Here is a 23,601-nt window from a genome sequence, read left to right on the forward strand (position 1 = left end):
CGCCGGATCGCGGCGACAAACAAGAACGTGTTCTACTAAATCAGCGGACCGGGTAGGCGTCGATGATCGTCTGGCTGACCGTCCTGCCCTCCGCTCCAGCGCCCTCGGCGCGCACCGACACCGCCTGCCCTGACCTCGGCGAGATCAACGCCATGGTCAGGAACGTGCCGTCCCGCTGGGGCAGCACGATCGCCCGCTGCCAGTGCCGGCCCTGGTCGGTCGAGGTCCACAGGTTCAGCCCGCCGCGCTCGGTCCTGATCGGGGTCAACGTGTTCGGGTTCGACATCAGCCGCATGGGCATCAGCAGCGGCACCCTCGCCGGCAGCCGGCCTGCGGTGTCAGTCGGCGGGTCGTAATCCAGCGCGAGCAGCGTGGGCGTGCTCGTCCACTTGGTCGGATCGGTCGGCGCGGCGGAGGGGAAGGTCCACGTCGTGTCGACCTGACCGCCAAGGCGCAGGTGGTCCCTGCTCGGCGTCGCCCGGTGTTCCAGCCGGAAGTTGGCCTGGTCGGGCGATGAGATGTCGAACCAGCCGGTACTGGGGACCACCGGGGACTGCTCGACCCCGTCGCGGAACAGGCGCAGGCTCGCCTCGCCCATCACCGCGGGATCCCGGGGGTGGCCCCGATGAGTCCCGTCGGTCAGCCCGACGAGCAGCTCCATCCGGTTCCGGTCGTGCTGTCCCTGGAACATCGTCGGCGTCAGCGCGCGGAACCAGACCGGGCTCTGCCGCGACCGCGCGGCGTAGCTGGCCGGCGGCGTACACATGCTCACGAGCGCTCGCGGACCGAACAGACAGTGCGACCACGCCACGTCCGGCCGTGCGCTGACCCACTCGACCCGCTGCCGGGGCGCGGTCGCCGCCCGGCTGAAGGTGAACCCGCCGTACAGCTCCTGCGCCGGCCACCAGTCCTCGCGATAGGACTGTTCGCCGGGACCGGCCGTGTGGTAGTTGGTATCCAGCCGCGCGAGGTCCTTTGTGGACACCTGATAGGCGGGCGGGTCCGGCACGACGTCCTTGCCAAGCAGCAGTTCGAACAGCTCACCCTGATCGCGGCCGGTGCCGTCGAGCTCCCACTGGGTGTGCAGCGCCACGCGGCCCTGAGTGACCCGGCGGGTCGGCTGCACGAAGACCCTGCCCTGTTCGATCTCCTCGCGGGTGACCGGGAAACCCGTGCCGAGCGAGCCGGTGTTCGCCTGGTCGTGGTGGGCGTAGTGCACGCCGGCCGCCGCCACCCGGGTGCTCTTACCGGTCACCGTCGCCGGCTTGAGCACCTTGGCCTTACGCGCGTCGATCGTGTAGTCCAGATCGGCGTCCAGCCGCACCTCCGGCGAGCCGGCCAGCGCGACGGTGGCCGGCGAACCACCGGCCGCCGGGGTCTCGATCACGGTCAGCACACTGACCGCGCCGGGCACCAGCCGACCCGTGCCCCGGCCGTGCTCGTCCAGTTGCACGATGGTGAACCCGCCACCGGTCTCGGGGTGGATCTTCTCGATGTTGCCCAGCCACACGGTGCCGCCGGCGACCGGCTCGCCACGCCGGTCGAGCACGGTCAGGCGCAGGTCGGCCCGCGGCGCCTCGGCGTAGAAGGCCACCGGCAGGGTCATCGGGTCCTGCCCGGCGCGGGCCAGGGTGACCGCGCCGACGTACCGGCCGGGCTCGGCGTTGCGCGGCGTGACGGTGACGGTGAACGTCGCGGACGCGCCGGGGGCGATGTCCAGCCGGTCCGGGGAGATGGTGATCAGGTCGTCGGGCGCGGCGGCGTCCGAGGCGTGGTAGACGAGGTCGGTCGCGGTCACCGACTCCTCGGTGGTGCCGGTGTTGGTCAGCGTGATCTCGGTGTCGCGGGGCTCCTGGCCCTGCGGGTAGCGCAGGTAGCCGAAGTCGACCGACGGGGTGTCGAGCAGCAGGGTCTCGCTGGTCGCGTCCGGCAGGTTGAGCAGGCCGGCACCCTGCTGCTCGGTGCTCGGCCGGCCGGTCCAGGTGCCGTCCGCGGTGGACATCAGCGCGGCCTTGATCCGCTCGCCGTCCCAGTCCGGGTGCTGCTCACGCAGCAGCGCGGCGGCGCCCGCGACGTGCGGGGTGGCCTGGGAGGTGCCGCTGAGCTGGGCGTAGCCGCCGCCCGGCGCCGCGCCGGTGATCTCCGCGCCGGGAGCGGCGATGTCCGGCTTGGGGCGGTAGGTCCCGTTGGTCGGGCCCCAGGAGGAGAAGCGCGCGACCCGGCCGGCGGCGTCGGTGGCGCCGACGGTCAGCGCGCTTGGCGCGGAGCCGGGGGTCTCGATCGACAGCTGGCCGGGGCCGCTGTTGCCGGCCGCGACCACGAACAACGTGTCGGTCGACTCGCTGAGCGCGTCGAGGGCCATGGTCACCGGGTCGTCGCCGGTGGTGGTGCGCGCGCCGAGGCTCAGGTTCACGATGTCCGCGCCCTGGCTGGTCGCCCACTCCATGCCGGCGATCACCCAGGACGCCTGGCCCAGGCCCTCGGCGTCGAGCACCTTGGCCGACAGCAGCCGGGACTTCGCGGCCACCCCCTGGCGCGCGCCCGCCGCGGCGGCGCCGGTGCCCGCGATGATGGACGCGACGTGCGTGCCGTGCCCGTTGCCGTCGGCCGGTGAGCCGCCGCCGGTGAGGTCGACCTCGGCGGCGACCTGGCCGGCGAGGTCGGGGTGGTCGCGGTCGACGCCGGTGTCCAGTACCGCGACGTCCACGCCCGCGCCGGACAGGCCGGTGTCCCAGACCTCCTGCGCGCCGATGGCGGTGAGGTTCCAGTCCAGTTCGGACATCGCGAACTTCCGGTCCAGCCAGACCTTCGTCGTGCCGGCGATCCTGGTGCGGGCCAGGGTCGTGCCCTTGGGCACGGACACCGCGGTGGCGCCGATGCTGGGCAGCGGGCGGGTGCCGGCGGTGCTGGCGAAGGGCTGGGCGCCGCGCACGATCACCGGCAGGGTGTCGGTGGCCGCGTCCGCGTAGCCCATCTCGACCAACCCGGTGACGTTGAACAGCTCCAGGTCGAGCACCTCGGGGACCAGGTGCTCGACCTGGTCGGGGACGACGTAGACGTCATCGCCCTGGCGCAGGGTGGTGACCGCGCGGGTGCCGGCCGCCTGGCGCACGGACACCGCCGGCTGGCCGTCCGCGCGCTCGGTGAGGGTGACCGTGTCACCGGTGATCAGCGTGACGGCCGTCGTGGTGGGGCGCGGTGCGGCGGTGGATGGGGCCGCGGCCGCAGGCGGCGCGGCCACGGCCCCGGTCAGCACTCCGGTCGCGGTGACCGCCAGAACGCCGAGCAGCGCACCGGAACGTCGGAGAAAATCTCGAGCCAGCATGGACAGTTCTTACTGGACGGTGCGGCCCGACGGAACGCGACTGTGATGGCTGATTGTCGCCATGTCCACAATCAGACAGGATGCGGTCATGTTGGAGACCCTGGGCATCACCGAATTCGCGGAGACCGCGTACCGGGCGTTACTGGCCGCGCCCGGCCGCACCACCCCCGAGCTGGCGCGGCAGCTGGACCGCTCCGAGCGGGCGACCCGCCGGGCGGTGACCGAGCTGGAGGAGCTCGGTCTGGTCAGCAGGCTGCCCGGCCGCCCGGTGCGGCTGGCCGCCGCGCGCCCGGACACCGCGATCGACCTGCTGGTCGCCCGGCGGCGCACGGAGCTGGACATCGTGCAGCGCAACGCCAGGGTGCTGGCCAGGGAGATGGCCGAGCAACGCCAGCAGCCAGACGAGCTGTTCGAGATCCTGGTCGGCCAGCAGGCGGTCGCCGACCGGTTCACCCAGCTGGTGACCGGGTGCCAGCGGGAGCTGATGGTCTTCGACCGGCCGCCCTACGCGGCCGATGTGCCGGCCTCCGAGCATGAGGTGGCCGGGCGGCTGCGCGAGCATCTGATCGTTCGGGGGTTGTACGCGCCGGAGTCGCTGGAGTTCCCGGGCGCGCTGGCCGCGGCCAAGCGCGCGGTGGAGAACGGGGAGCGGTCGCGGATGCATCCCCGGGTGCCGATGAAGCTGGCCATCGCCGACCGGAGTACCGCGCTGTTGCCGCTGGTGATGGCGGACATGGTGGCCAGCGCGCTGGTGATCCGGCCGTGCGCGCTGCTGGACGCGTTGGTGGCGCTGTTCGAGCTGCTCTGGGAGCAGGGGACGCCGCTGATCCCAGAGCCCGGGGTGGCCGTGCCGCCGGACCCGGGGCTGCTCGCCCTGCTCGCGGCCGGTGCGAAGGACGAGACGATCGCCAGGGAGCTGGGCATCAGCTCGCGCACGGTGACCAGGCGGGTGGGCGAGCTGCTCGACGAGCTTGGCGCCAGAACCCGTTTCCAGGCAGGCGCCCTGGCCCAACGCGAGAACTGGCTCCGATGACGGGCGTGCGACTCGACGAAAGAGACCCCGGCCACCGAGGACGGCGACACGCCCGGGCAGCAGCTGGTCGAAGCCATGCGTGGCAAGGCGACGACCACGTCGACCACCGACGAGTTGCTGGCGCTGTTCCGCGGCGAGTAGCTCAGCTGACGCGTTTGCCGGTCTCGACGCAGGAGTAGCCGCCGAGGGACTCGATCCGTTCCCGGAAGTCCTCCCGGTCCAGCAGTGTCCACAGTGGAGCCAACTGGGCGCTGTCCAGGTCCTCCGCGCGCAGCACCAGGTCGTATGGCTCCTCGGCGACCGGCACGAAGTCCAGGTCGAACGCCCTGGCCGCCGCCAGGATGCCCAGCCCGGTGTCCGCCCGCCCGGCGGCCACCGCGGCCGCCACCGCGAGATGGGTGTGCTCCTCGCGCCCGTAGCCCCGGACCGCGCCGGGGTCGATGCCGGCCAGCGCCAGCTCGTGGTCCAGCAGCGCCCTGGTCCCCGCCCCGCGCTGTCGGTTGACATACCGCAGGTCCGGCCGCTTCAGGTCGGCGATCCCGGTGAGCCCCAACGGGTTCCCGCGCCGGACGAACAGCCCCTGGGTCCGGTGCACCAACCGGACGACGGCCACCCCCGCGCCGAGCAGTCTGTCCACATAGGGCAGCGTGTACTCGCCGGTCGCCGGGTCGAGCAGGTGGGAGCCGGCGATGTGGCACAGCCCGTCGCGCAGGGCGACCAGGCCGCCGAGCGAGCCGACGTTCGACGACGCCAGCGTGCGCAGCGGATCGGTGGCCCGCAGCTCGGAGGCCGCCAGGTCGAGCACCAGGTCGTGCGAGCCGATCGCCACGATGGTGCGGTCGATCTCCCCCATCCCGCGCAACAGGTCCACCCGCACCTGCTCGCCGGCGTGGTGACCCTCCACTCCGGACGGCACGACCAGCAGCCCGTCCGCGCGCACCAGCGAGGTGAGCACGCCCGCGCCCCTGGGCAGCGGGGTCGCCACCACCTGGTCGCGCACCCGGCCCAGCCGCACCCGCACCCAGTCGTCCATGCCGATCGCCGACGGCAGCTTGCGGGCCAGCCGCGCGCTGGTGCGCGGGCGCTCCGGCGGCGCGAGACCGGCCAGCTCGGCCAGCAGCGGGGCGGCGAAGATGTCGAAGGTGAGCGCGGCCGACACCGGGTACCCCGGCACCCCGATCACCGGCGTGTTTCCCGCCGTGCCAAGGACGACCGGGTGTCCGGGCCGGACCGCGACCCCGTGCACGGCCACCGCGCCGGCGGCGGCCACCACTCTGGCGGTGTAGTCGTCGCGGCCGGCGCTGGAGCCGGCGATCAGCAGCACCAGGTCGGCGTCCAAAGTGGACTTCGTGAGTACCTCGGTGATCCGCTCCGGGTCGTCCGGCACGATGTCGGTCACCCGTGCCGCGCAGCCGATCTCCCTGGCCTGCGCGGCGAGCATCAGCGAGTTGGTGTCCGGGATGTCGCCGGGGCGCAGGTCGGCGCCCAGCGGCCGGATCTCGTCGCCGGTCGGCACGATCACCACCAGCGGAACCCGGCGGACGGCCAGTTCGAGCGCGCCGGCCGCGGCGCACGCGGCGACGTCCACCGGGCGCAGCCGGTGTCCCTCCGAGAGCAACAGCTCGGCGGCGCTGATGTCCTCGCCGATCGAGCGGATGTGTTGGTAGGGCGGCACCGCGGCCCGCAGCTCGGCGCCGCCGTCCTCGGTGCGGTGCACGTGCTCGCGCATCACCACCGCGTCGTAGCCCGCCGGCAGCGGGTCGCCGGTGTCCACGACCTCGAACGCGCCCGGCCCGAGCACCACCGGGGTGGTCTCGGCCGCGCCGATGGTCTCCGCGCTGCGCACCGCGATGCCGTCCATCGCGGACGCGTCGAAGGCGGGCGAGGACCGGTTGGCCCACACCGGCGCCGCGGTCACCCGGCCGACCGCCTCGGCGACCGGCACCCGGTGGATGTCCACCCTCGGCGGGCAGCCGGCCGCGATCCTGGCCGCCCGCCAGGCGGCCAGCGCCTCCTCGGCCGGCACGTCGGTGACGAAGGGACTGCTCATCGGTACCGGACCACCTCGACCTGGGTGCCGGCGGCCAGGCCGGTCGCCGGCTCGGGAATGGTCAGATAGCCGTCGGCCCTGGTCAGCACCGACAGCAGCGCGGACGGGCCGAACAGCGGCTCGGCCACGCCGTCGCGGAGGGTGACCTGGACGATGTCGCGCCTGCCCGCCGCCGAGGCGAGGTCGCGCCCGAGGCGGGCCAGGGTGCTCGGCGGGGGCGGCGGAGTGTCGCAACCGGACAGTCGCCACAACAGCGGCACCCCGACCTGGCCGAACACCACCAGCGCGGAGAGCGGGTTGCCCGGCAGCCCGATCAGCGGGATGCCGCCGCAGTCGGCCAGCAGGGTCGGCTTGCCCGGTTTGATCGCCAGGCCGTGGCACCAGATCTCGCCGACCGCCGCGACCGCGCCCGCGGTCTCGTCCCGCGCGCCGACCGAGGAGCCGGCGGACACCACGACCAGGTCCGCGTCCGCGAGCACCTCGGTCAGCTTGTCCTTGAGCGCGCCCGGCTCGTCGTCGACGATGCCGGCGAGCACCGGTTCACCGCCGGCGTCGGTCACCAGGCCGGCCAGTGCCGGCGCGGTGGCGTCCCGCACCTGACCCGGCCCGAGGTCCACTGTGGATGGTGGGACGACCTCGTCGCCGGTGGAGATGATCGCCACCCTCGGCCGGGCGGCCACCGCGACCGTGGTCACCCCGGCGGCGGCCAGCAACCCGAGGTCGGGGGCGCGCAGCGGGCGACCGGCCGGCACCAGCGCCGCGCCGGCCGCGACGTCCTCGTCGGCGCGCACCACTCCCCCGCCGGGCGCGACCGGGCGGGTGACCTCGATGGTGCCCGGCATGGTGGTCGCGGTGTACTCGACCATCACCACCGCGTCCGCGCCGTCGGGCAGCACGCCCCCGGTCGGCATCGCGACACAGCAGCCGGGGCGGACCGCGACCTCGGGCGCCGCGCCCATCAGCACCGCGCCCGTCAGGTCCAGATAGGACGGCAGGCCTTCCGACGCGCCATAGGTGTCGGCCGCGCGGACCGCGTAGCCGTCCACTGTGGAGCGAGGGAAACCGGGCAGCGGCCCCGGTGCCGGCACGTCGGCGGCGGGCACCCGGTGCAGCGCGGCGGCCAGCGGCACGTGCTCGACCGGGGTGCGGTGCGCCGGCCGGAACCCCGCCAGGGCCTGCGACACGGTACGGGCGGTGAAGAACTCCTTGCCGCTGCTGGTCACCTGTCCGGCTGTTCCGGCGCGCCGGCCGGCCGAGGCTGGGGTCGAGCCGCGGCGCCGCCCTTGTCGAGACCGAGCACGGAGACCACCGGTCCGAGCGCCACCTGACCCAGCCCGCAGATCGAGGTCTTGCGCATGGCCTCCTCCAACCGAAGAACCTGCCCGCGCCGCTCGTCGTCCAATGTGGACGTGCCGGAGTCGAGTACCCCGCGCAGCAGCGTGTGGGCCTTGGTCGACCCTACCCGGCAGGGCACGCACTTGCCGCAGGACTCGTTGCGGAAGAAGCGCAGCACGTTGGTCGCGGCGGCCAGCAGGTCGGTGCCCTCGGCGAGCACCACCAGCGCGCCGGACCCGAGCATGGTGCCGGCCTCGGCCAGCGTGCCGAAGTCCAGCGCCAGGTCGAGCCCGTCGGGCCCGATGAAGTTCGACGACGCGCCGCCCGGCTGCACCGCGCCGACCTCGGCCCCGCCGAGCACACCGCCGGCCTGGTCGATCAGCGCGCGCACCGTGGTGCCCATCGGCACGCAGTACACCCCCGACCGCTCGACATGCCCGGACACCGCGAAGAACTTCCAGCCGACCGAGTCACCGAGGCCCTGCTCGCCCCACCAGCCGGCGCCGCGTTGCAGGATCACCGGCACGTCGGCGAAGGTCTCCACCGAGTTGATCAGTGTCGGCCGCCCGTGCAGGCCGTAGTTACCGGGGAACGGCGGCTTGTTGCGCGGTTCGCCGCGATGGCCCTCCATGCACTCCAGCAGCGCGGTCTCCTCGCCGAGGATGTACCCGCCGGGTGAGACGAAGATGTCCAGATCCAGGGTTCGTCCGCTGCCACAGGCGTCGCGGCCGAGCACGCCGGCCGCACGGAGCGCCTCGATCTCCGCGCGCAGCACCCGTTCCTCCGGGCCGTACTCGTGCCGGATGAACACCCAGCCCTGCTCCGCGCCGACCACGGCCATGCCGAGCAGCAGGCCCTCCAGCACCAGGTGCGGCTGGTCGGCGAGGATCTGGCGGTCCTTGAAGGTGCCCGGCTCGGACTCGTCGGCGTTGCAGATCGCGTACTTCACCGTGCCCGGCTGGGCCGCCGCGACCAGCTCCCACTTCTTGCCGGTCGGGAAGCCGGCACCGCCCATGCCGCGCAGCCCGGAGGCCGACAGCGTGGCCACCACCTCACCGGGGTCCAGCTCGCCGGCCAGCAGCGCGCGCAGCGACCGGTACCGCTCGGTCACCGCGGAGCCGGCCGGATAGGGGTCGTTTGGCCACGGCTCGGCGCGGCCGGCCACGCTCGCCTCGCCGACCGTGCCGGCGCGCGCCGAGGCCACCAGGTCGTCCACATCGGACACCGGGGCGGGATGCTCGTTGACGTCCGCGGCCGGCGCCACGTCACAGCGGCCGATGCAGGACACCTCGACCAGCTCGACGTCGGTGTCGGTGCCGTAGCGCTGTTTCACCTCGGCGATCCGGTCCTCGCCGCCGCGCAGCCAGCACGACAGGTCGTGGCACACGTGCAGCGCGACCTTCGCCGGCGGAGTGGTGCGGAAGTGCGGATAGAACGAGATCAGGCCCTCGATCTCGTAGCGCGGCCGGCGGGCCTCGCGGGCCAGCTCCTCCAGCTCCTCGCGGGGCAACCAGCCGAGCCTGGCCTGGATCGCGTTCAACGCCGGGATCAACGACGGCCCGGGAAACTTCCCCGCCCGCGCCTCGACCCCGGGAACCCGTGTCCTGTCAGGAGTAACCGTCATGCGTCAACCCCAACCGCGTGCGCGGTGCCGAGTGCCTCCACCTGGACCGCGCAGAACTTGAACTCCGGAATCTTGCCGTACGGGTCGATCTCGTCGATGGTCAGCAGGTTGGCCGCCGCCTCCCGGAAGTGGAACGGGATGAAGCAGTTGCCCAGCTGTTCCCGGTGGGAGATCCGTACCCGCAGCTCGATCACCCCGCGCCGGGACCGCACCCGCACCAGCTCGCCGTGCGCGAGCCCCCGGTCGGCGGCGTCCTTCGGGTGCAGGTACACCTCCGCCTCCGGCGCGATCGTGTCCAACGCGAACGACCGGCGGGTCATCGACCCGGTGTGCCAGTGTTCGAGCAGCCGCCCGGTGTTGAGCACCAGCGGGTACTCCGCGTCCGGCAGTTCCTTGGCCGGCAACCACTGTGCCGGCACCAGGTGCGCCAACCCGTCGTTGGTGTTGAACCGCTCGTCGAACAGCACCACGGTGCCGTCGGAGTGCTCCGGGTCGGCGTTGGGATACAGCTTCCCGGACAGCCCGAGGTTCTCGTGACGCAGGTTCGCGTAGGAGGGCATCAGCGCCACCATCTCGTCGAACACCTCGCTGGGCGCCGTGTAGTCCCAGTCGAGGCCGATCCGGCGCGCGATGTCCTGGATGATCTCCCAGTCCACCCGCGCCTGCCCCGGCGGATCGAGCACCTTCCGTCCCAGTTGGACTCGACGGTCGGTGTTGGTGTACGAGCCGTCCTTCTCCAGGTACGACGACGCCGGCAGCACCACGTCGGCGAACTCCGCGGTCTCGGTGAGGAAGATGTCCTGCACCACGAGGAAGTCCAGCTGCGACAACGCCTTGCGCACCTTGTTGATGTTCGGGTCGGACAGGAAGGGGTTCTCGCCGAGCATGTACATGCCGCGCACGCCATCGGGTTTGAGCACCGAGCCGATGATCTCGGTGACCGTCAGCCCCCGGTTCGGGTCCAGCGTGGTGCCCCACGCCCGCTCGAAACGCTCGCGGGTGGCGGCGGCGTCCACGCCCTGGTAGTCCGGGTAGAACATCGGGATCAGCCCGGCGTCCGACGCGCCCTGCACGTTGTTCTGTCCGCGCAACGGATGCAGGCCCGTACCCGGTCGCCCGACGTTGCCGGTGATCGAGCACAGCGCGATCAGGCAGCGCGCGTTGTCGGTGCCGGTGGTGTGCTGGGAGATGCCCATCCCCCAGTAGATGACCGCGGCTCCCGCCTCGCCCCACACCTTCGCGACCTCACGGATCAGGTCGGCGTCCACGCCGGTGATCTGCGCGGCCCGCTCCGGCGGGTAGTCGGCGACCGTGCGGGCCAGCTCGTCGTAGTTGGACACCCTGGCGGCGATGAAGTCCCGGTCGATCAGCCCGAGCCGGATCACCTCGTGCATGATCGCGTTGTAGAACGCGACATCGGTGCCCGGCTTGACCTGGCAGTGGTAGTCGGCGTGCTCGGCGACCGTGCTCGCCCTCGGGTCCACGTAGACGATCTTCGTGCCGCGCCGGCGGGCCTGCTTGAAGAACGAGCTGGCGACCGGGTGGTTGGCCGTCGGGTTGGACCCGGTGATGATCACGACGTCGGCGTTGGCCACGTCGCCGTAGGTGGTGGACACCGCGCCGGAGCCGACGCCCTCGAACAGCGCGGCCACCGAGGAGGCGTGGCACAGCCGGGTGCAGTGGTCGACGTTGTTGGTGCCGAAGCCGGTGCGGATCAGCTTCTGGAAGAGGTAGGCCTCCTCGTTGGAGCACTTCGCCGAGCCGAACCCGGCGATCGCGCCCGGCCCGCCGGTGGCGTGGATCTCCTTGAGCCGCCTGGCGATCAGGTCGAGCGCCTCGTCCCAGGTGGCCTCGCGGAAGTGCGGCATGACCTCGTCGTAGTCGACCAGCCCGCCGGGCTTGCGGCGCCCGTCGCGGCCTTTCTTGGCGCCCTTCTTGGCATCGCGGCGTGCGTCGCCGCGGACGTCGGCCGACAGCGGGCCCTTGGGGTAGGCGGCGTCGACCCTGATCAGCGGCGTGGTGAGGCGTTGCGGGGAGGCGGCGTAGTCCCAGCCGTAGCGGCCCTTGACACACAGCCTGCTCTGCGAGCCCGGCTGGTCGCGGCCCTCGGCGTAGGCGATGGCGTCCCGCGAGCGGTCGACGTAGTAGGTGAGCGCGCAGCCGACGCCGCAGTAGGGGCAGACGCTGTCGACCGCGTCGAGCTGTTCCTTGGGCTGGATCGGGATGTTGTTGATGGCCTTGTTGGTCAGCGCGCCGGTCGGGCAGGCCTGCACGCACTCGCCGCAGGTCACACAGGAGCTCTGGCCCATCGGGTCGTCCAGGTCGAAGGCGATCCTGGTGGCGTAGCCCTTGCCGGTGCGGCCGATGACGTCGTTGCCCTGCAGGTCGTCGCAGGCGCGCACGCAGCGGTCGCAGAGGATGCAGGCGTCGTGGTTGACGTCGATGACCGGGTTGGACGAGTCCCGGCCGCGGCCGGAGCCGCATGGCAGCTCGGTGGTCTCCTTGGCGACGTCGAAGGTGTCGGCCAGGTCGAGCAGCAGGTTGTCGCCGGTGGTGGTCTGCTTGGGGTCCTCGGCGCGGGCCGGCTGGTCGGAGATCAGCAGCTCGGTCAGGGTGGCGCGGTTGCGGACCAGTTCGGGGGTGTCGGTTTTGACGGTCATGCCGTCCTCGCAGGGCCGCACGCAGGCGGCGGCGAACACCCGCCCGCCGGTGTCGACCACGCACATCCGGCACACGCCGACCGGGTCGTAGCGCTCGTTGTGGCACAGCACCGGGATGTCGACGCCGACCTCCTTGGCGGCGTCGTAGATCGAGGTGCCCTCGGCCACGGTCACCTGCTGACCATCGATCTCGGCCGTCACCGTCCGTACGGCCGTCCGCTCATCGAGAGCCGTCATCATCACTCCGTCCCTCGTATTGCATACAGCATACCGTATCTTTTGGTCGCTCTCGCGACTACGCTAATGCGCCGTCTTCCCTCCTCCCGTGCTCGGCGCTGGCGCGCCTGCGCGCGCTCGTCAGTCCAGACGGCGCACGCTCCGTCGCTCCCGCTCCTGGGCGTCAAGCCTCGAGCAACAGATCCGCCAGATCACCCGGCACCACCCTGCCCTGCTCGTCCAGCCCTCGTGCCACGTAGTACCCGGCCACCATCGACGCCAGTCGTTCGGCGCTCAACGTCGCCGTGCGCCCAGAGCCGAGTTCCAGCGGCGTGGCCAGCATCCGGGGCGGCAGCGTGTCGTCGGCCGGGGTGGCGCCCTCGCGCACGTTGAACGCCCGCTTGGCGCGCACGATCCGCCGCGCGGCGGCCCGCAGCTCGGTCGCGTCCAGGTCCCAGCCGGTGACCAGGGCCAACAGCCTGGCCCACTCGGTGAACGGGTCCTCGAACACCCCGCGCAGGAACTTGCACAGGATCATCGAGTCCATCACCGCGGCCCGGTCCTCGGTGTCCACCGCGGCCGCGACGTGCGCCGCGCCGCCGTCGAACCGGTCCAGGTCGCCGGACAGGTCGGCCTCATAGGCGCCGGAGCGGTTGTGGTCGGCGCCGCGCGCGTTCACCGCGAGGCCAAGCGCCATCGCCTGCAGGCTGCGCGGCTCGTATCCGGGCAGCTCAAGGCCCTTGACCTGCGGCGCGAACGCCAGCGAGCCGTGGCCGACCAGCCCGGCGGCGTGCCGCGAACCGTGCGCGAGCAGCTCACCGATGCCCGGGGTGCGCTCACCGATCGCGTTCAGCGCGCGCAGCAGCGCCGCCCCGTCGCCGAACCGCAGCCACGGCTCGTCGATCAGCCCACGCTCGACGCACTCCATGGCCCAGGCGATCGTGCCGCCGGCGGAGATGGTGTCGATACCGAGCTCGTCGCAGCGCGCGCTCGCGGCGAACACGTCGTCGGCGTCGGACACCCCGCACAGCGGACCGAGCGCGAACACGTTCTCGTACTCCATCCGCTGGCTGCCGCCGCCCTTGCGGGAGTAGATGTGCTCGCAGCCGATGGAGCAGGACGCGCAGCTGTTGCGGGCCACGCCGCGCATCTCGTGCAGTTCCTCGGCGGCCAGGTTGGCCGCGCCGTCGAAGGTCGCCGCGGTGAAGTTGCGGGTGGGCAGCGTGCTGACCGCGTTGAACGCCAGCAGGTTCGCCAGCGTGCCCAGCTCGCGGTACTTCGCGGTGGCCGGGCCGAAGCTGCGGGCGCGCAGGTCCTTGGCGGCGGCGAGCACCCCGGCATGGTCGGCGACGTCGACCTTGGCGGCGGCGCGCACGAGCACCGCCTTGATGTTCTTCGCGCCGAGCACGGCGCCGAGCCCGCCCCGGCCCGCGTGCCGGCCGTCGTGGCTGATGGTCGCGTACCGCACCCCGCGCTCGCCGGCCGGGCCGATCGCCGCGGTCCGCCAGCCCCGGCCGAAACGTTGCCGGGCAACGGTTTCCGCCTCGGCGGCGGGCAGGCCGGCGAGGTCGGGGGCCGGTTCGAGGCGGGCGCCGTCGCCGTCGACGAGCAGCACCGAGAGCTGGTCGGCCCGGCCGGTGATGACGATCGCGTCGTGCCCGGTCAGCTTGCCGGCGATGGCGAACTGGCTGGAGGCCAGCGCGTCGGTGAGCAGCCCGGTGAGCGGGGACTTCGCCACCACGGCGAACTTGGCGCTGGTCGTCAGCGGCGTGCCGACCAGCGAGGAGAACACGAACGCGAGTGGCGCTTCAGGGGCGAGCGGGTCCACCCCCGGCGGGGCGAGGCGGTGCATCAGCCAGGTGCCGAGTCCGACCCCGCCGAGATAACGGCGCAGCACCTGGTCGTCCAGGTCGAGCGGCGTTCCCGCAGCCCGGTCCCCGCGGACGTCCACCACCAACGCCCGCCCGAAGAACCCACCAGCGGCCATGTGCCCGACTGTACGCACCCCCTCGCAGCGAAGGGTCCCTTCACTCCACCGGACGCAGCGAAGGGTCCCTTCACTGCACTGGGCGCAGCGAAGGGCTCCTTCACTGCACTGGATGCTCATCCGCCGGCGTCGGCCGAGAGGAAGGCCACGGTGTCGCCGGCGACCAGCGGCAACCTGGCCTCCCGGGTGACCTGGTCGCCGTTCACCGCGGCCACCACATGCCGGTCGAGGGTGAGGCCGACCGCGGCCGCGGCGGCGCCGATCGTGGCCGCGGCCACCTCCCGCGGCCGGTGCGCACCGCCCTTGGCCAGCGCGCCGAAGCACTCCACGACCACCGCCGGTGGCGGCCGGTCACGGGCGGCCGCGTAGTCCGCCGGGGTGTTGACGTTGAGTACCGAGTCCAGCTCGGGATCGTGCCGGGCGAGGTCGGCGTCGGCCAGTAGGTCGGCGTCCTCGAGCCGGGTCACCGCGCAGTGCTCGAAGATCATGCCCGGCCGCAGGTTGCCCGCCGCGATGAGCTTGGTGACCAGGTCGGCCAGGCCGGTCCGGTAGGCCGCGGCCAGCGGCTGGCGGTAGCCCCGCGCCAGCGGCAGCACGACGTCGACGCCCTCGGTGAGCGCCCGCAGGACCCGCCGGATGTAGGCCGGGTGCAGGAAGGGCAGGTCGGTGGAGCAGACGAACGCCGCGGCCGCCCGGTCGGCCACCGCGGCCAGCCCGGCCGCGAGCCCCTGCATCGGCCCGAGCCCCTCGACCGGGTCCTGGACGACCCCGACCCCGGCCGGCAGCTCGGGCAGCGGCTGGCCGGGCGCGGCCACCACGACCACCGGGCCGTCGACCGTCCTGGCCAGCACCGAGGCCGCGCGGTAGAGCAGCGTCGAGCCGTGCCAGGCCAGCCCGGCCTTCGACTCACCCATGCGGGAGGACCGCCCGCCGACCAGCACGACACCCGCTGCGGTTACCACGCTGCCGATCGTAGCCATCGAAAAAAACTTCGGGCCCGATGTCGAACGGCGGTCGGCTGACTCGACTTGTAGGTGAACCGACCATGACATCGACCACGAGGACACCCCATGACGCTGGAGACGAAGGCCGGACGCCGAGAGTGGACTGGGCTCGCCGTCCTCGCGCTACCGACCCTGCTGCTGTCGCTCGACATGAGCGTGCTGCACCTCGCGGTGCCGCACCTGGCGGCTGACCTGCGCCCGAGCGGCACGGAGCTGCTCTGGATCATCGACATCTACGGCTTCCTGGTCGCCGGCTTCCTGGTGACCATGGGCACGTTGGGCGACCGGATCGGCCGCCGGAAACTCCTGATGATCGGCGGCGCCGCGTTCGGGCTGGCGTCGGTGGTGGCCGCGTTCGCGACCAGCCCGGCGATGCTGATCGGGGCGCGGGCGCTGCTCGGGGTGGCCGGCGCGACGCTGATGCCCTCGACGCTGGCGCTGATCAGCAACATGTTCCAGAACCCGAGGCAGCGCGGCACGGCCATCGCGGTGTGGATGAGCTGCTTCATGGGCGGGATGGTGCTCGGCCCGGTGGTCGGCGGCCTGATCCTGAGCGTGGCCTGGTGGGGCGCGGTGTTCCTGATGGCCGTGCCGGTGATGGTGTTGCTGCTGGTCACCGCGCCGCTGCTGCTGCCGGAGTACCGCGACGAGCACGCCGGCCGGCTGGACCTGCCCAGTGTCGGGCTGTCGCTGGCCGCCATCCTGCCGGTCGTCTTCGCGTTGAAGGAGCTGGCCAAGAACGGCCCCGACGCGGTCAACCTGCTGTCGCTGGTCGTCGGCCTCGGCGTCGGCACGGTGTTCGTCCGCCGGCAGCGGCGGCTGACCGAGCCGATGCTGGACCTCGCCCTGTTCCGCAACCGGACCTTCAGCGCGGCGCTGTGCATCATGGTGGTCGGCGCGGTGACCATGGGCGGGGTGTTCCTGCTGGTCAGCCAGTACCTGCAGCTGGTGGAAGGGCTGAGCGCGGCCGAGGCGGGACTGCTGCTGGTGCCCCAGGCCATCGCCGTGGTGATCGGCTCGCTGATCGCGCCGAGGCTGGCCAGGCGGTTCCGGCCGGAGTTCGTGCTCGGCTTCGGCATGCTCGTCGCGGCGGCCGGGATCGCGCTGTTCACCCAGCTCGACGCGGGCAACGGGGCGACGCTGCTGGTGTTGGGGATGTCGGTGGCGTCCTTCGGCATGGGCCCACAGGGCGTGCTGTGCACCGAGATGGTGATCGGCTCGGTGCCGCCGAGGAAGGCCGGCGCGGCGTCGTCGCTGTCGGAGACCTGCGGCGAGTTCGGGATCGCGATGGGCATCGCGGTGTTCGGCAGCATCGCGACGGCCGTCTACCGCGGCGAGCTGACGGTCCCGACGCAGGTGCCCGCCGGCGCGGCGACCGAGGCGGCGGAGAGCATGGCCGGCGCGGCGAACGTGGCCGCCGGCCTGGACGACCAGCTCGCGGCGAGCCTGCTCGGGCCGGCGCGGGAGGCGTTCACCAGTGGCCTGCACCTGGTCGCCGGTGTCGGGGCGGCGGTCGTGGTGGTGTTCGCGGTCGTCGGCATGATCGCGCTGCGCGCCCGGCGCGACGAGACCGTGACCGCCGAACCGGTCGAGGAGCCCGCGCTCGCCCGGTAGGGACGCTCAGAGGTCGGCCACCACGTCGTGGTGGCTGACTTCCTTGTCCCAGTGGGACAGCACGCGTTGGGCCGCTTCCTCGACCACCGCGAGATCCGGGTGCGGGCCGGCGAACTCGCGGACGGCCCGCATGCTGGTGAAGAACGTGATCGACGTAAACGCGACCTCGGCGTCCTCGGTGCGGCGCAGCAGCCGGGCGCCGAGGAAGCCGTGCACGCCGGTCAGGTGCGCGGCGACCTCGTTGTCGTAGTGTCGCTGGTACTCGTCGGCCGTCTCGGCGGGTGCCCAGCCCCGCCACACCCGAGCGATCATCTCCGCTCCCTTCGGCAGATGCCAACAGTACCGGCGCGGGGTTCCGGAGCGGATTGACGGGCATCCACACGGGGTACGTCAGCGGGCATGACGATCAGATTCGCGCAGTGGACCCTCGACGTACGAGACGTGGACCTGATGATCGACTTCTGGTCGCGCGCCCTCGGCTACACCGCCGAACACGATCACGACGGCTCGGCCATGCTCTACTCACCGGGCGGCGCGGCCGGCCACGCGCCGACCCTGTGGCTGCAGCCAACCGGCGAGCCGAAGAACGGCAAACTCCACTGTCATCCCGACCTGCGTCCGGTGGACGGCGACGTCGAAGCCGAGGTGGCCCGACTCATCGGGCTCGGCGCGCGCCCCGCCGACGTCGGCCAGACCGGCGACGAGCCGTTCGTCGTGCTGGCCGACCCCGAGGGCAACGAGTTCTGCCTACTGCGCACCGAACCCCGGTCAGCTCACACCCGCGACCGGCCGACGTAGACGTTGCGGGCCTTGTAGTAGGTGTCCGAGGTCGGGCCGGGCGACCCGGACGAGCCCTCCATCTGCAGGTTGATGATTATCCACAGTGGACTGTTGACGAAGTTCGCTCCCCGGTGCTGGCCGACCCAGTTCCCGTCGAGGTAGTAGTGGATGTCCACGTCGGTGGCGTTCACCTTGGTGATCCACGCGCGATAACCGTGCCAGCCACCGGGATTGGACACCGAGACAATCGAGTTCGACCAGCCACCACTGGCATTGCGGTAGGTGTTGAACCAGTTCCGGCTGTCGCCCTTGAACTCCAGGATGTCGCTCTCCGGCGGCCAGCTGTTCACCCCGGTCAGCCAGAACGCCGGCCAGGTCCCCAGCGCGGACGGCGCCTGGAACTCGCCCTTCACCTCCCAGTTGGGGAACTGGTCGTTCACCAGCACGTGCTGCTTGGCGTGCAGGGCACCGGAATGGTAGCGAATGGGCAGGTACGGGTCGGCCGAGCTGTTGCCCTCGTCCCAGTTGATCCTGGTCGCCTTGATCGCCAGCACACCCGAGCTCTCCAGGTACACGTGGTTGATGTCCGACGAGCTCGCGTACATCCTGGCGGTGCCGTTGTGGTCCGACCCCCACGGATACCGGTAGTTCCAGTACGTCTCCAGCGCGCCGCGGTCGGCGAACGAGCCGCTGATCACGGTCTCCCACGCGGCCGCGTGTGCGGGCGGGCCGGCGATCGCGGCACCGGCGAGGCCGGCACCTCCGGCGACCAGGAACTTCCTTCTGCTGTGCGGCACGGCACACCCCTTCCTTGAGTCCTCAGTAGATAGCCGGCCAGCCGCCGCTCCAGCCGACGAGGTTGACGCCGAGGCGACTCCCGCTGGAGGTGTAGTAGTGGTAGATCAGCAGCCAGCCGTCCGAGTCCGCCAGCAGCGCCGGATGCCCCGGTCCCCGGATGTCGCCGTGGCTGGCCACGACCTCGGACCCGCCGCCGTTGGTCATGGCCGCGCCGTTGCGGTCGGTGTACGGGCCGGTGATCGACGTCGACCGGCCGACCATGACCCGATAGGTGCTGTCGGTCCCCCGGCAGCAGTAGTCGAACGCGGCGAACAGGTAGTAGTAGCCCTCGCGGTGCACGATGAACGGCGCCTCGATCGCGCCACCGGCGTTGGGCCTGCTGGCGATGTTGTACCGCGTCCGGTCGGTCGGGTGCAGCTGGCCGGAGGACGGGTCAAGCCGGATCAGCTTGATGCCCGACCAGAACGAGCCGTAGGACAACCACCAGCCGCCGCCGGTGTCCACCACGAGGTTCGGGTCGATCGCGTTGTGGTCGCTCGAATTACTGGTCTGCACGATCAGCCCGCGGTTGGTCCAGGTGCCCGGCATCGCGGTCGGGCTGGTGGCGAGGAAGATCGCCGAGTTGCGGGACCCGAACGTGGACGCCGAGTAGTACAGATAGAACTGTCCATTGCGGTAGGTCAGGTCCGGCGCCCACAGGTGGCGGCTGCCGCCGGTGAACGGCAGCGTCCAGGACGCGCCGTTGGGCCACACCGCGCCCACCCGGCGGAACGCGATCCGGTCGGTCGAGGTGCGGATGTCCAGACCGTCGCCGGTGGACACCAGGATGTAGGTGCCGTCCGGCGCCCGGACCATCGCCGGGTCGTGCACGGCGACATCCCCGGTCACCAGCCCGGGATTGGGATAGTCGGCGGCCACCGCCGAGGAGGCGGTCGCCGGTGCGAGCACGAATCCGAGCAGCACGGCGAGCAGGCCGGCAGCGGTCCTCATCGTCGATCTCCCTTCGTATCCGGCCTTACGCCGGCTGCAGGCGCCACTGCTGGCAGGTGTTGTTCAGCCAGCTCCACTGGCGCACGGCGACGCCGTCACCGGTGCCGCAGTCGGCGACGTCGGCGACCTTGCCGCTGTTGACGTTCATCAGCCGCACCCAGCCGCCCTGATCGACCACCACCGGCCGGAACCGTTGGCAGGTGTTGTTCAGCCACGACCACTGCCGCATGGCCGTGCCGTCGGCGGTGCCGCAGTCCGCGACGTCGAGCACCTTGCCGCTGCCGACGTTGACCAGCCGGCTGGTGTCGTCGGCCTGGTCATCGAACCGCCAGCGCTGGCCGCTCGTCCCGGTACAGCTCGCCTGCTGGGTGGCCGCGCCGTCGGCGGTCGAGCCGCCGGCGATCTGCAGGCACTTGCCGCTGTTGCGGTTGACGATCGTGTAGCTCGACGGCGTGGCCGCGGTCTCCCCGGACGGCCCGTCCAGCGTGCTGCCCAGCCGCGCCGGCGTGCCGAAGTTCGGTGTGCCGTCGGCGTTCCAGGTGAACCGCTGCGCGCGGGTGGTCCGGTTGTTGTCACAGCCGTCGCTCGCCGAGTCGTTGGCGTGGTAGACGATCCAGCTCTCCGTGCCGTCCGGCGAGGTGAAGAAACCGTTGTGCCCCGGGCCGTACACCCCGTTGCCGTCGGCGCGCTGGAACACCGGCTGGGCCGACTTGACCCACGAGGACGCCGACAGCGGGTCGCCGCCGTTGTGGGTCAGCAGCCCCAGCTTGTAGTTCGGGCCCCAGCACGCGCTCGCCGAGTACACGATGAACGTACGACCGTCGCGCTGCAACGGTTCCGGGCCCTCGTTGACCGTGCCGTCCTGGCGTTCCCAGGAATGGGTCGGGGTGGAGATCGTGGTGAGCGCGCCGCTGACGGTGTACGGGTTGCTCATCGGCGCGATCACCACGTTCTGCGTCGAGCCCCAGACGCTGCCGAGGAAGTAGCGCCGCCCGCCGAGCTCGAGCACGCTGCCGTCGATCAGGCCGACGTCGTTGCCCGGCGCGAACAGCTTGTTCTTGTAGGTGTACGGGCCGAGTGGGTCCGTGCCCGCGCTCTCCAGCACGTGCGTGCGCTGGTTGCGGACGTAGTCCTCGCCGGCCGGGCCGCCGCTGAAGTACAGGTACCAGCGGCCGTTGGCCAGCCGCAGCTCCGGCGCCCAGTAGTTGCAGCACCGCGACGCGTCGTCGCTCGCCCACACCTGCACGCTCGGCGCGGTCGCCAGGCCCGCCAGGGTCGGCGACCTGCGCATGGTCAACACCGAGGTCCACGACGTGGTGACCAGGTAGTAGTTGCCCTGGTAGTACTCCAGCCACGGATCGGCGCCCTTCTGCGCCTTGATCGGGTTGGTGTACGGCTGCCCGGCCTTGGCCAGCTCCACCGGAGCCGCCGACGCCGGGCTCACCACCGACGAGACCGCCAGGATCGCGGTCACCGCCAGCAGTGCGCGGCGGAGCGGGGATCGAGGCATCGTTGCCCCCTCGGGTGCTGGCGAACGACGACGGAGGAAAGCGTTTGCCTGACCGAAGGTAAAGCCGGCCGACGAAACCCGTCAACCGTCCGTGATCACCCGCGGCCGTTCGGTCACCCTCGGACCGTCCCCCACGCCCGTCGAGTGAGAGCGCTCCCAACTGCGGTTTTCATGTTAACGTTCACATCCTCGTGCCGGACCTGATTTGCGAACGATAATTTCTCCGCGCACCTCGACCCATCGCCGCACGTCACGCCGATGAGCGCCGACCGTTGACACCCCTCGCAGTCGGGTGCTAACAATTTGTTCACCCGTTCTGGGAGCGCTCCCACACTCGCCAAGATCAATCCCACAGGGAAGTGGTAGATCATGCGGACCACCCTCGTGCACCTGCTGGCCGCCACGGCGTTATCGGCCTCCCTGCTGATGGTGCCGCAGGCAGGCGCGGCCCCGACCGCCCCGGCGCCGGCCGCCGAGAACTACACCTTTCGCAACGTCGAGATCGCCGGCGGCGGGTTCGTCCCCGGCATCGTGTTCAACCGCACCGAACCGAACCTGATCTACGCCCGCACCGACATCGGCGGCGCGTACCGGTGGACCCAGAGCACCCAGCGCTGGACCCCGCTGCTGGACTGGGTCGGCTGGGCCGACTGGGGGTTCAACGGCGTGGTCAGCCTGGCCACCGACGCCGTGGACCCCAACCGGGTCTACGCCGCGGCCGGGATGTACACCAACAGCTGGGACCCGAACAACGGCGCCATCCTGCGCTCCGCGGACCGAGGGGCGAACTGGCAGGTCAGCCGGTTGCCGTTCAAGCTGGGCGGGAACATGCCCGGTCGCGGCATGGGCGAACGGCTGGTCGTTGACCCCAACGACAACCGCGTGCTCTACCTCGGCGCGCCGGAGGGCAACGGCCTGTGGCGCAGCACCGACCATGGCGTGACCTGGTCGCGGGTGACCGCGTTCCCCAACCCGGGCAACTGGGCCCAGGATCCCAACGACGCCAACGGTTATCTGTCCCACCGGCCGGGCGTGGTGTGGGTGACCTTCGACAAGTCGAGCGGCAGCTCCGGCAGGCCGACACCGGACATCTACGTCGGCGTGGCCGACCTGCAGAACACCGTCTACCGCAGCACCGACGCCGGCGCGTCCTGGCAGCGGGTGGCCGGCCAGCCGACCGGTTACCTGGCACACAAGGTAGTGCTGGACGAGGCGAACGGGCTGCTGTACATCGCGACCAGCGACACCGGCGGCCCGTACGACGGTGGCAAGGGCGACGTGTGGAAGCTCGACACCAACACCGGGACCTGGACCCAGATCAGCCCGATCCCATCCAGCAGCGGCGACGCCTACTTCGGCTACGCCGGCCTGACCATCGACCGGCAGCATCCGAACACCCTCATGGTGGCCACCCAGATCTCCTGGTGGCCGGACGTGATCTTCTTCCGCAGCACCGACGGCGGCGCCACCTGGACGCGGATCTGGGACTGGACGAACTATCCCAACCGCAGCTTCCGGTACACGATGGACATCTCGTCCTCGCCGTGGCTGACCTTCGGCGGCAACCCACAACCTCCCGAGGTGACACCGAAACTGGGCTGGATGACCGAGTCGCTGGAGATCGACCCACACAACTCCAACCGGCTGATGTACGGCACCGGCGCCACCGTGTACGGCACCACCAACCTGTCCAACTGGGACAGTGGGTCGCAGATCACCATCCGGCCGATGGCCGCCGGGCTGGAGGAGACCGCGGTACTCGACCTGATCAGCCCGCCGAGCGGCGCACCGCTGATCTCCGGGCTCGGGGACATCGGCGGCTTCCGGCACAACAACCTCACCGCCGTGCCGTCCACGATCTTCGTCCAGCCGAACTTCACCAGCACCACCAGCCTGGACTACGCCGAGCGCAGTCCGGGGGTGATGGTGCGGGCCGGCAACTTCGCCGACGCCGACCGGCCCAACGACAGCCATGTCGCGTTCTCCACCGACGGCGGCGCGAACTGGTTCCAGGGCACCGAACCCGGCGGTGTCAACGAGGGTGGCACGGTGGCCGCCGCGGCCGACGGCAGCCGGTTCGTGTGGGCGCCGGTCGGCCAGCCGGTGCACTACTCGGTCGGCTTCGGCAACTCGTGGACCCAGTCCCAGGGCCTGCCGACCGGCGCGGTGGTGGAGTCCGACCGGGTGAACGCGAACACCTTCTACGGGTTCAGCGGCGGCCGGCTCTACCGCTCGACCAACGGCGGCGCCACGTTCACCGCGACCTCGGCCAGCGGGCTGCCCAGCACCGGAGTGAAGTTCAAGGCGGTTCCCGGCCGCGAGGGCGACCTCTGGCTGGCGGGCGACACCGGCCTGTTCCACTCGATCGACGGCGGCACCACCTTCACCAAACAGTCCACTGTGTCCAGTGCGGTCAACGTCGGCTTCGGCGCGCCGGCACCGGGACAGAGCTACCAGGCCGTCTACACGGTGGCCACGATCGGCGGTGTCACCGGGGTGTACCGCTCCGACGACGCCGGCGCCAACTGGGTGCGGATCAACGACGACCGCCACCAGTACGGCAACGCGGGCGAGGCCCTCACCGGCGACCCGCGCGTGTACGGCCGGGTCTATCTCGGCACCAACGGCCGCGGCGTCATCTACGGCGACCGCGCGAGCTGAAGGGAACCAGAGCC

Annotated in this window: 15 protein-coding genes; 4 read left to right on the top strand and 11 right to left on the bottom strand. The window is 71.6% G+C overall.

Annotated elements, in window-relative coordinates; all coding sequences use genetic code 11:
• Positions 1 to 40: 40 nt before the first annotated feature.
• Positions 41 to 3,325: a S8 family peptidase gene (locus ACYVIP_RS30390; protein WP_460402514.1), complete on the bottom strand. Its 3,285-nt coding sequence runs from the start codon at positions 3,323 to 3,325 to the stop codon at positions 41 to 43.
• 88 nt (positions 3,326 to 3,413) lie between these two features.
• Here ACYVIP_RS30390 and ACYVIP_RS30395 point away from each other — a divergent pair, with 88 nt between their 5' ends.
• The gene (locus tag ACYVIP_RS30395; protein WP_460402516.1) at positions 3,414 to 4,358 is read left to right on the top strand and encodes a TrmB family transcriptional regulator; all 945 of its coding nucleotides are present in this window, start codon (positions 3,414 to 3,416) and stop codon (positions 4,356 to 4,358) included.
• 142 nt (positions 4,359 to 4,500) lie between these two features.
• Here the strand turns inward: ACYVIP_RS30395 and ACYVIP_RS30400 are convergent, their stop codons facing one another.
• The 6 genes from ACYVIP_RS30400 to ACYVIP_RS30425 form a co-directional block, all read right to left on the bottom strand.
• Positions 4,501 to 6,408: a molybdopterin biosynthesis protein gene (locus tag ACYVIP_RS30400; RefSeq protein WP_460402518.1), complete on the bottom strand. Its 1,908-nt coding sequence runs from the start codon at positions 6,406 to 6,408 to the stop codon at positions 4,501 to 4,503.
• Entirely contained in the window at positions 6,405 to 7,631 is a 1,227-nt protein-coding gene (locus ACYVIP_RS30405) for a molybdopterin molybdotransferase MoeA (RefSeq protein ID WP_460402520.1), read from the bottom strand. Before ACYVIP_RS30405 ends, ACYVIP_RS30400 begins: the two co-directional genes overlap by 4 nt.
• Positions 7,628 to 9,367, bottom strand: coding sequence for an NAD(P)H-dependent oxidoreductase subunit E (locus ACYVIP_RS30410; protein ID WP_460402522.1), 1,740 nt, complete (start codon positions 9,365 to 9,367; stop codon positions 7,628 to 7,630). Before ACYVIP_RS30410 ends, ACYVIP_RS30405 begins: the two co-directional genes overlap by 4 nt.
• A complete protein-coding gene (gene fdhF / locus ACYVIP_RS30415) occupies positions 9,364 to 12,264 on the bottom strand; it encodes a formate dehydrogenase subunit alpha (protein WP_460402523.1) in 2,901 nt (966 codons plus the stop codon). The genes ACYVIP_RS30410 and fdhF overlap by 4 nt, the downstream gene beginning before the upstream one ends.
• Positions 12,265 to 12,427: 163 nt before the next feature.
• Positions 12,428 to 14,230 carry an aldehyde ferredoxin oxidoreductase family protein gene (locus ACYVIP_RS30420; RefSeq protein ID WP_460402525.1) on the bottom strand — a complete coding sequence of 601 codons (1,803 nt, stop codon included), beginning with the start codon at positions 14,228 to 14,230 and terminating at the stop codon, positions 12,428 to 12,430.
• Between the two features lie 116 nt (positions 14,231 to 14,346).
• Positions 14,347 to 15,192, bottom strand: a complete 846-nt coding sequence (locus ACYVIP_RS30425; RefSeq protein WP_460402527.1) for an NTP transferase domain-containing protein — start codon at positions 15,190 to 15,192, stop codon at positions 14,347 to 14,349.
• A 108-nt stretch (positions 15,193 to 15,300) separates the two neighbouring features.
• Between ACYVIP_RS30425 and ACYVIP_RS30430 the strand changes: the two genes are divergently transcribed.
• A complete protein-coding gene (locus tag ACYVIP_RS30430; RefSeq protein ID WP_460402529.1) occupies positions 15,301 to 16,848 on the top strand; it encodes an MFS transporter in 1,548 nt (515 codons plus the stop codon).
• A 6-nt stretch (positions 16,849 to 16,854) separates the two neighbouring features.
• Here the strand turns inward: ACYVIP_RS30430 and ACYVIP_RS30435 are convergent, their stop codons facing one another.
• A complete protein-coding gene (locus ACYVIP_RS30435; RefSeq protein ID WP_460402531.1) occupies positions 16,855 to 17,160 on the bottom strand; it encodes an antibiotic biosynthesis monooxygenase family protein in 306 nt (101 codons plus the stop codon).
• 87 nt (positions 17,161 to 17,247) lie between these two features.
• On the opposite strand from ACYVIP_RS30435, the gene ACYVIP_RS30440 reads away from it, so the two are divergent.
• Positions 17,248 to 17,646, top strand: coding sequence for a VOC family protein (locus ACYVIP_RS30440; RefSeq protein ID WP_460402533.1), 399 nt, complete (start codon positions 17,248 to 17,250; stop codon positions 17,644 to 17,646).
• Here the strand turns inward: ACYVIP_RS30440 and ACYVIP_RS30445 are convergent.
• Genes ACYVIP_RS30445 through ACYVIP_RS30455 form a run of 3 tightly spaced genes read right to left on the bottom strand, consistent with a single transcriptional unit; the run spans position 17,622 to position 20,926 of the window.
• Entirely contained in the window at positions 17,622 to 18,425 is an 804-nt protein-coding gene (locus tag ACYVIP_RS30445; protein ID WP_460402535.1) for a glycoside hydrolase, read from the bottom strand. The two genes, ACYVIP_RS30440 and ACYVIP_RS30445, sit on opposite strands and share 25 nt — an antisense overlap.
• A 22-nt stretch (positions 18,426 to 18,447) precedes the next feature.
• Entirely contained in the window at positions 18,448 to 19,416 is a 969-nt protein-coding gene (locus tag ACYVIP_RS30450) for an arabinan endo-1,5-alpha-L-arabinosidase (protein WP_460402537.1), read from the bottom strand.
• Between the two features lie 25 nt (positions 19,417 to 19,441).
• Positions 19,442 to 20,926, bottom strand: coding sequence for a family 43 glycosylhydrolase (locus ACYVIP_RS30455; protein WP_460402539.1), 1,485 nt, complete (start codon positions 20,924 to 20,926; stop codon positions 19,442 to 19,444).
• 369 nt (positions 20,927 to 21,295) lie between these two features.
• On the opposite strand from ACYVIP_RS30455, the gene ACYVIP_RS30460 reads away from it, so the two are divergent.
• A complete protein-coding gene (locus ACYVIP_RS30460) occupies positions 21,296 to 23,587 on the top strand; it encodes a WD40/YVTN/BNR-like repeat-containing protein (protein ID WP_460402541.1) in 2,292 nt (763 codons plus the stop codon).
• Positions 23,588 to 23,601: the final 14 nt, after the last annotated feature.

This window comes from Actinophytocola sediminis (assembly GCF_054779715.1).

What these genes read in the sequence shown, in the direction of transcription:
- fdhF (WP_460402523.1), bottom strand. Translation starts at nt 12,264, where the DNA reads ATGACGGCTCTCGATGAGCGGACGGCCGTACGGACGGTGACGGCCGAG.
- ACYVIP_RS30410 (WP_460402522.1), bottom strand. Translation starts at nt 9,367, where the DNA reads ATGACGGTTACTCCTGACAGGACACGGGTTCCCGGGGTCGAGGCGCGG.
- ACYVIP_RS30460 (WP_460402541.1), top strand. Translation starts at nt 21,296, where the DNA reads ATGCGGACCACCCTCGTGCACCTGCTGGCCGCCACGGCGTTATCGGCC.
- ACYVIP_RS30440 (WP_460402533.1), top strand. Translation starts at nt 17,248, where the DNA reads ATGACGATCAGATTCGCGCAGTGGACCCTCGACGTACGAGACGTGGAC.
- ACYVIP_RS30390 (WP_460402514.1), bottom strand. Translation starts at nt 3,325, where the DNA reads ATGCTGGCTCGAGATTTTCTCCGACGTTCCGGTGCGCTGCTCGGCGTT.
- ACYVIP_RS30450 (WP_460402537.1), bottom strand. Translation starts at nt 19,416, where the DNA reads ATGAGGACCGCTGCCGGCCTGCTCGCCGTGCTGCTCGGATTCGTGCTC.
- ACYVIP_RS30395 (WP_460402516.1), top strand. Translation starts at nt 3,414, where the DNA reads ATGTTGGAGACCCTGGGCATCACCGAATTCGCGGAGACCGCGTACCGG.
- ACYVIP_RS30435 (WP_460402531.1), bottom strand. Translation starts at nt 17,160, where the DNA reads ATGATCGCTCGGGTGTGGCGGGGCTGGGCACCCGCCGAGACGGCCGAC.
- ACYVIP_RS30400 (WP_460402518.1), bottom strand. Translation starts at nt 6,408, where the DNA reads ATGAGCAGTCCCTTCGTCACCGACGTGCCGGCCGAGGAGGCGCTGGCC.
- ACYVIP_RS30420 (WP_460402525.1), bottom strand. Translation starts at nt 14,230, where the DNA reads ATGGCCGCTGGTGGGTTCTTCGGGCGGGCGTTGGTGGTGGACGTCCGC.
- ACYVIP_RS30455 (WP_460402539.1), bottom strand. Translation starts at nt 20,926, where the DNA reads ATGCCTCGATCCCCGCTCCGCCGCGCACTGCTGGCGGTGACCGCGATC.
- ACYVIP_RS30430 (WP_460402529.1), top strand. Translation starts at nt 15,301, where the DNA reads ATGACGCTGGAGACGAAGGCCGGACGCCGAGAGTGGACTGGGCTCGCC.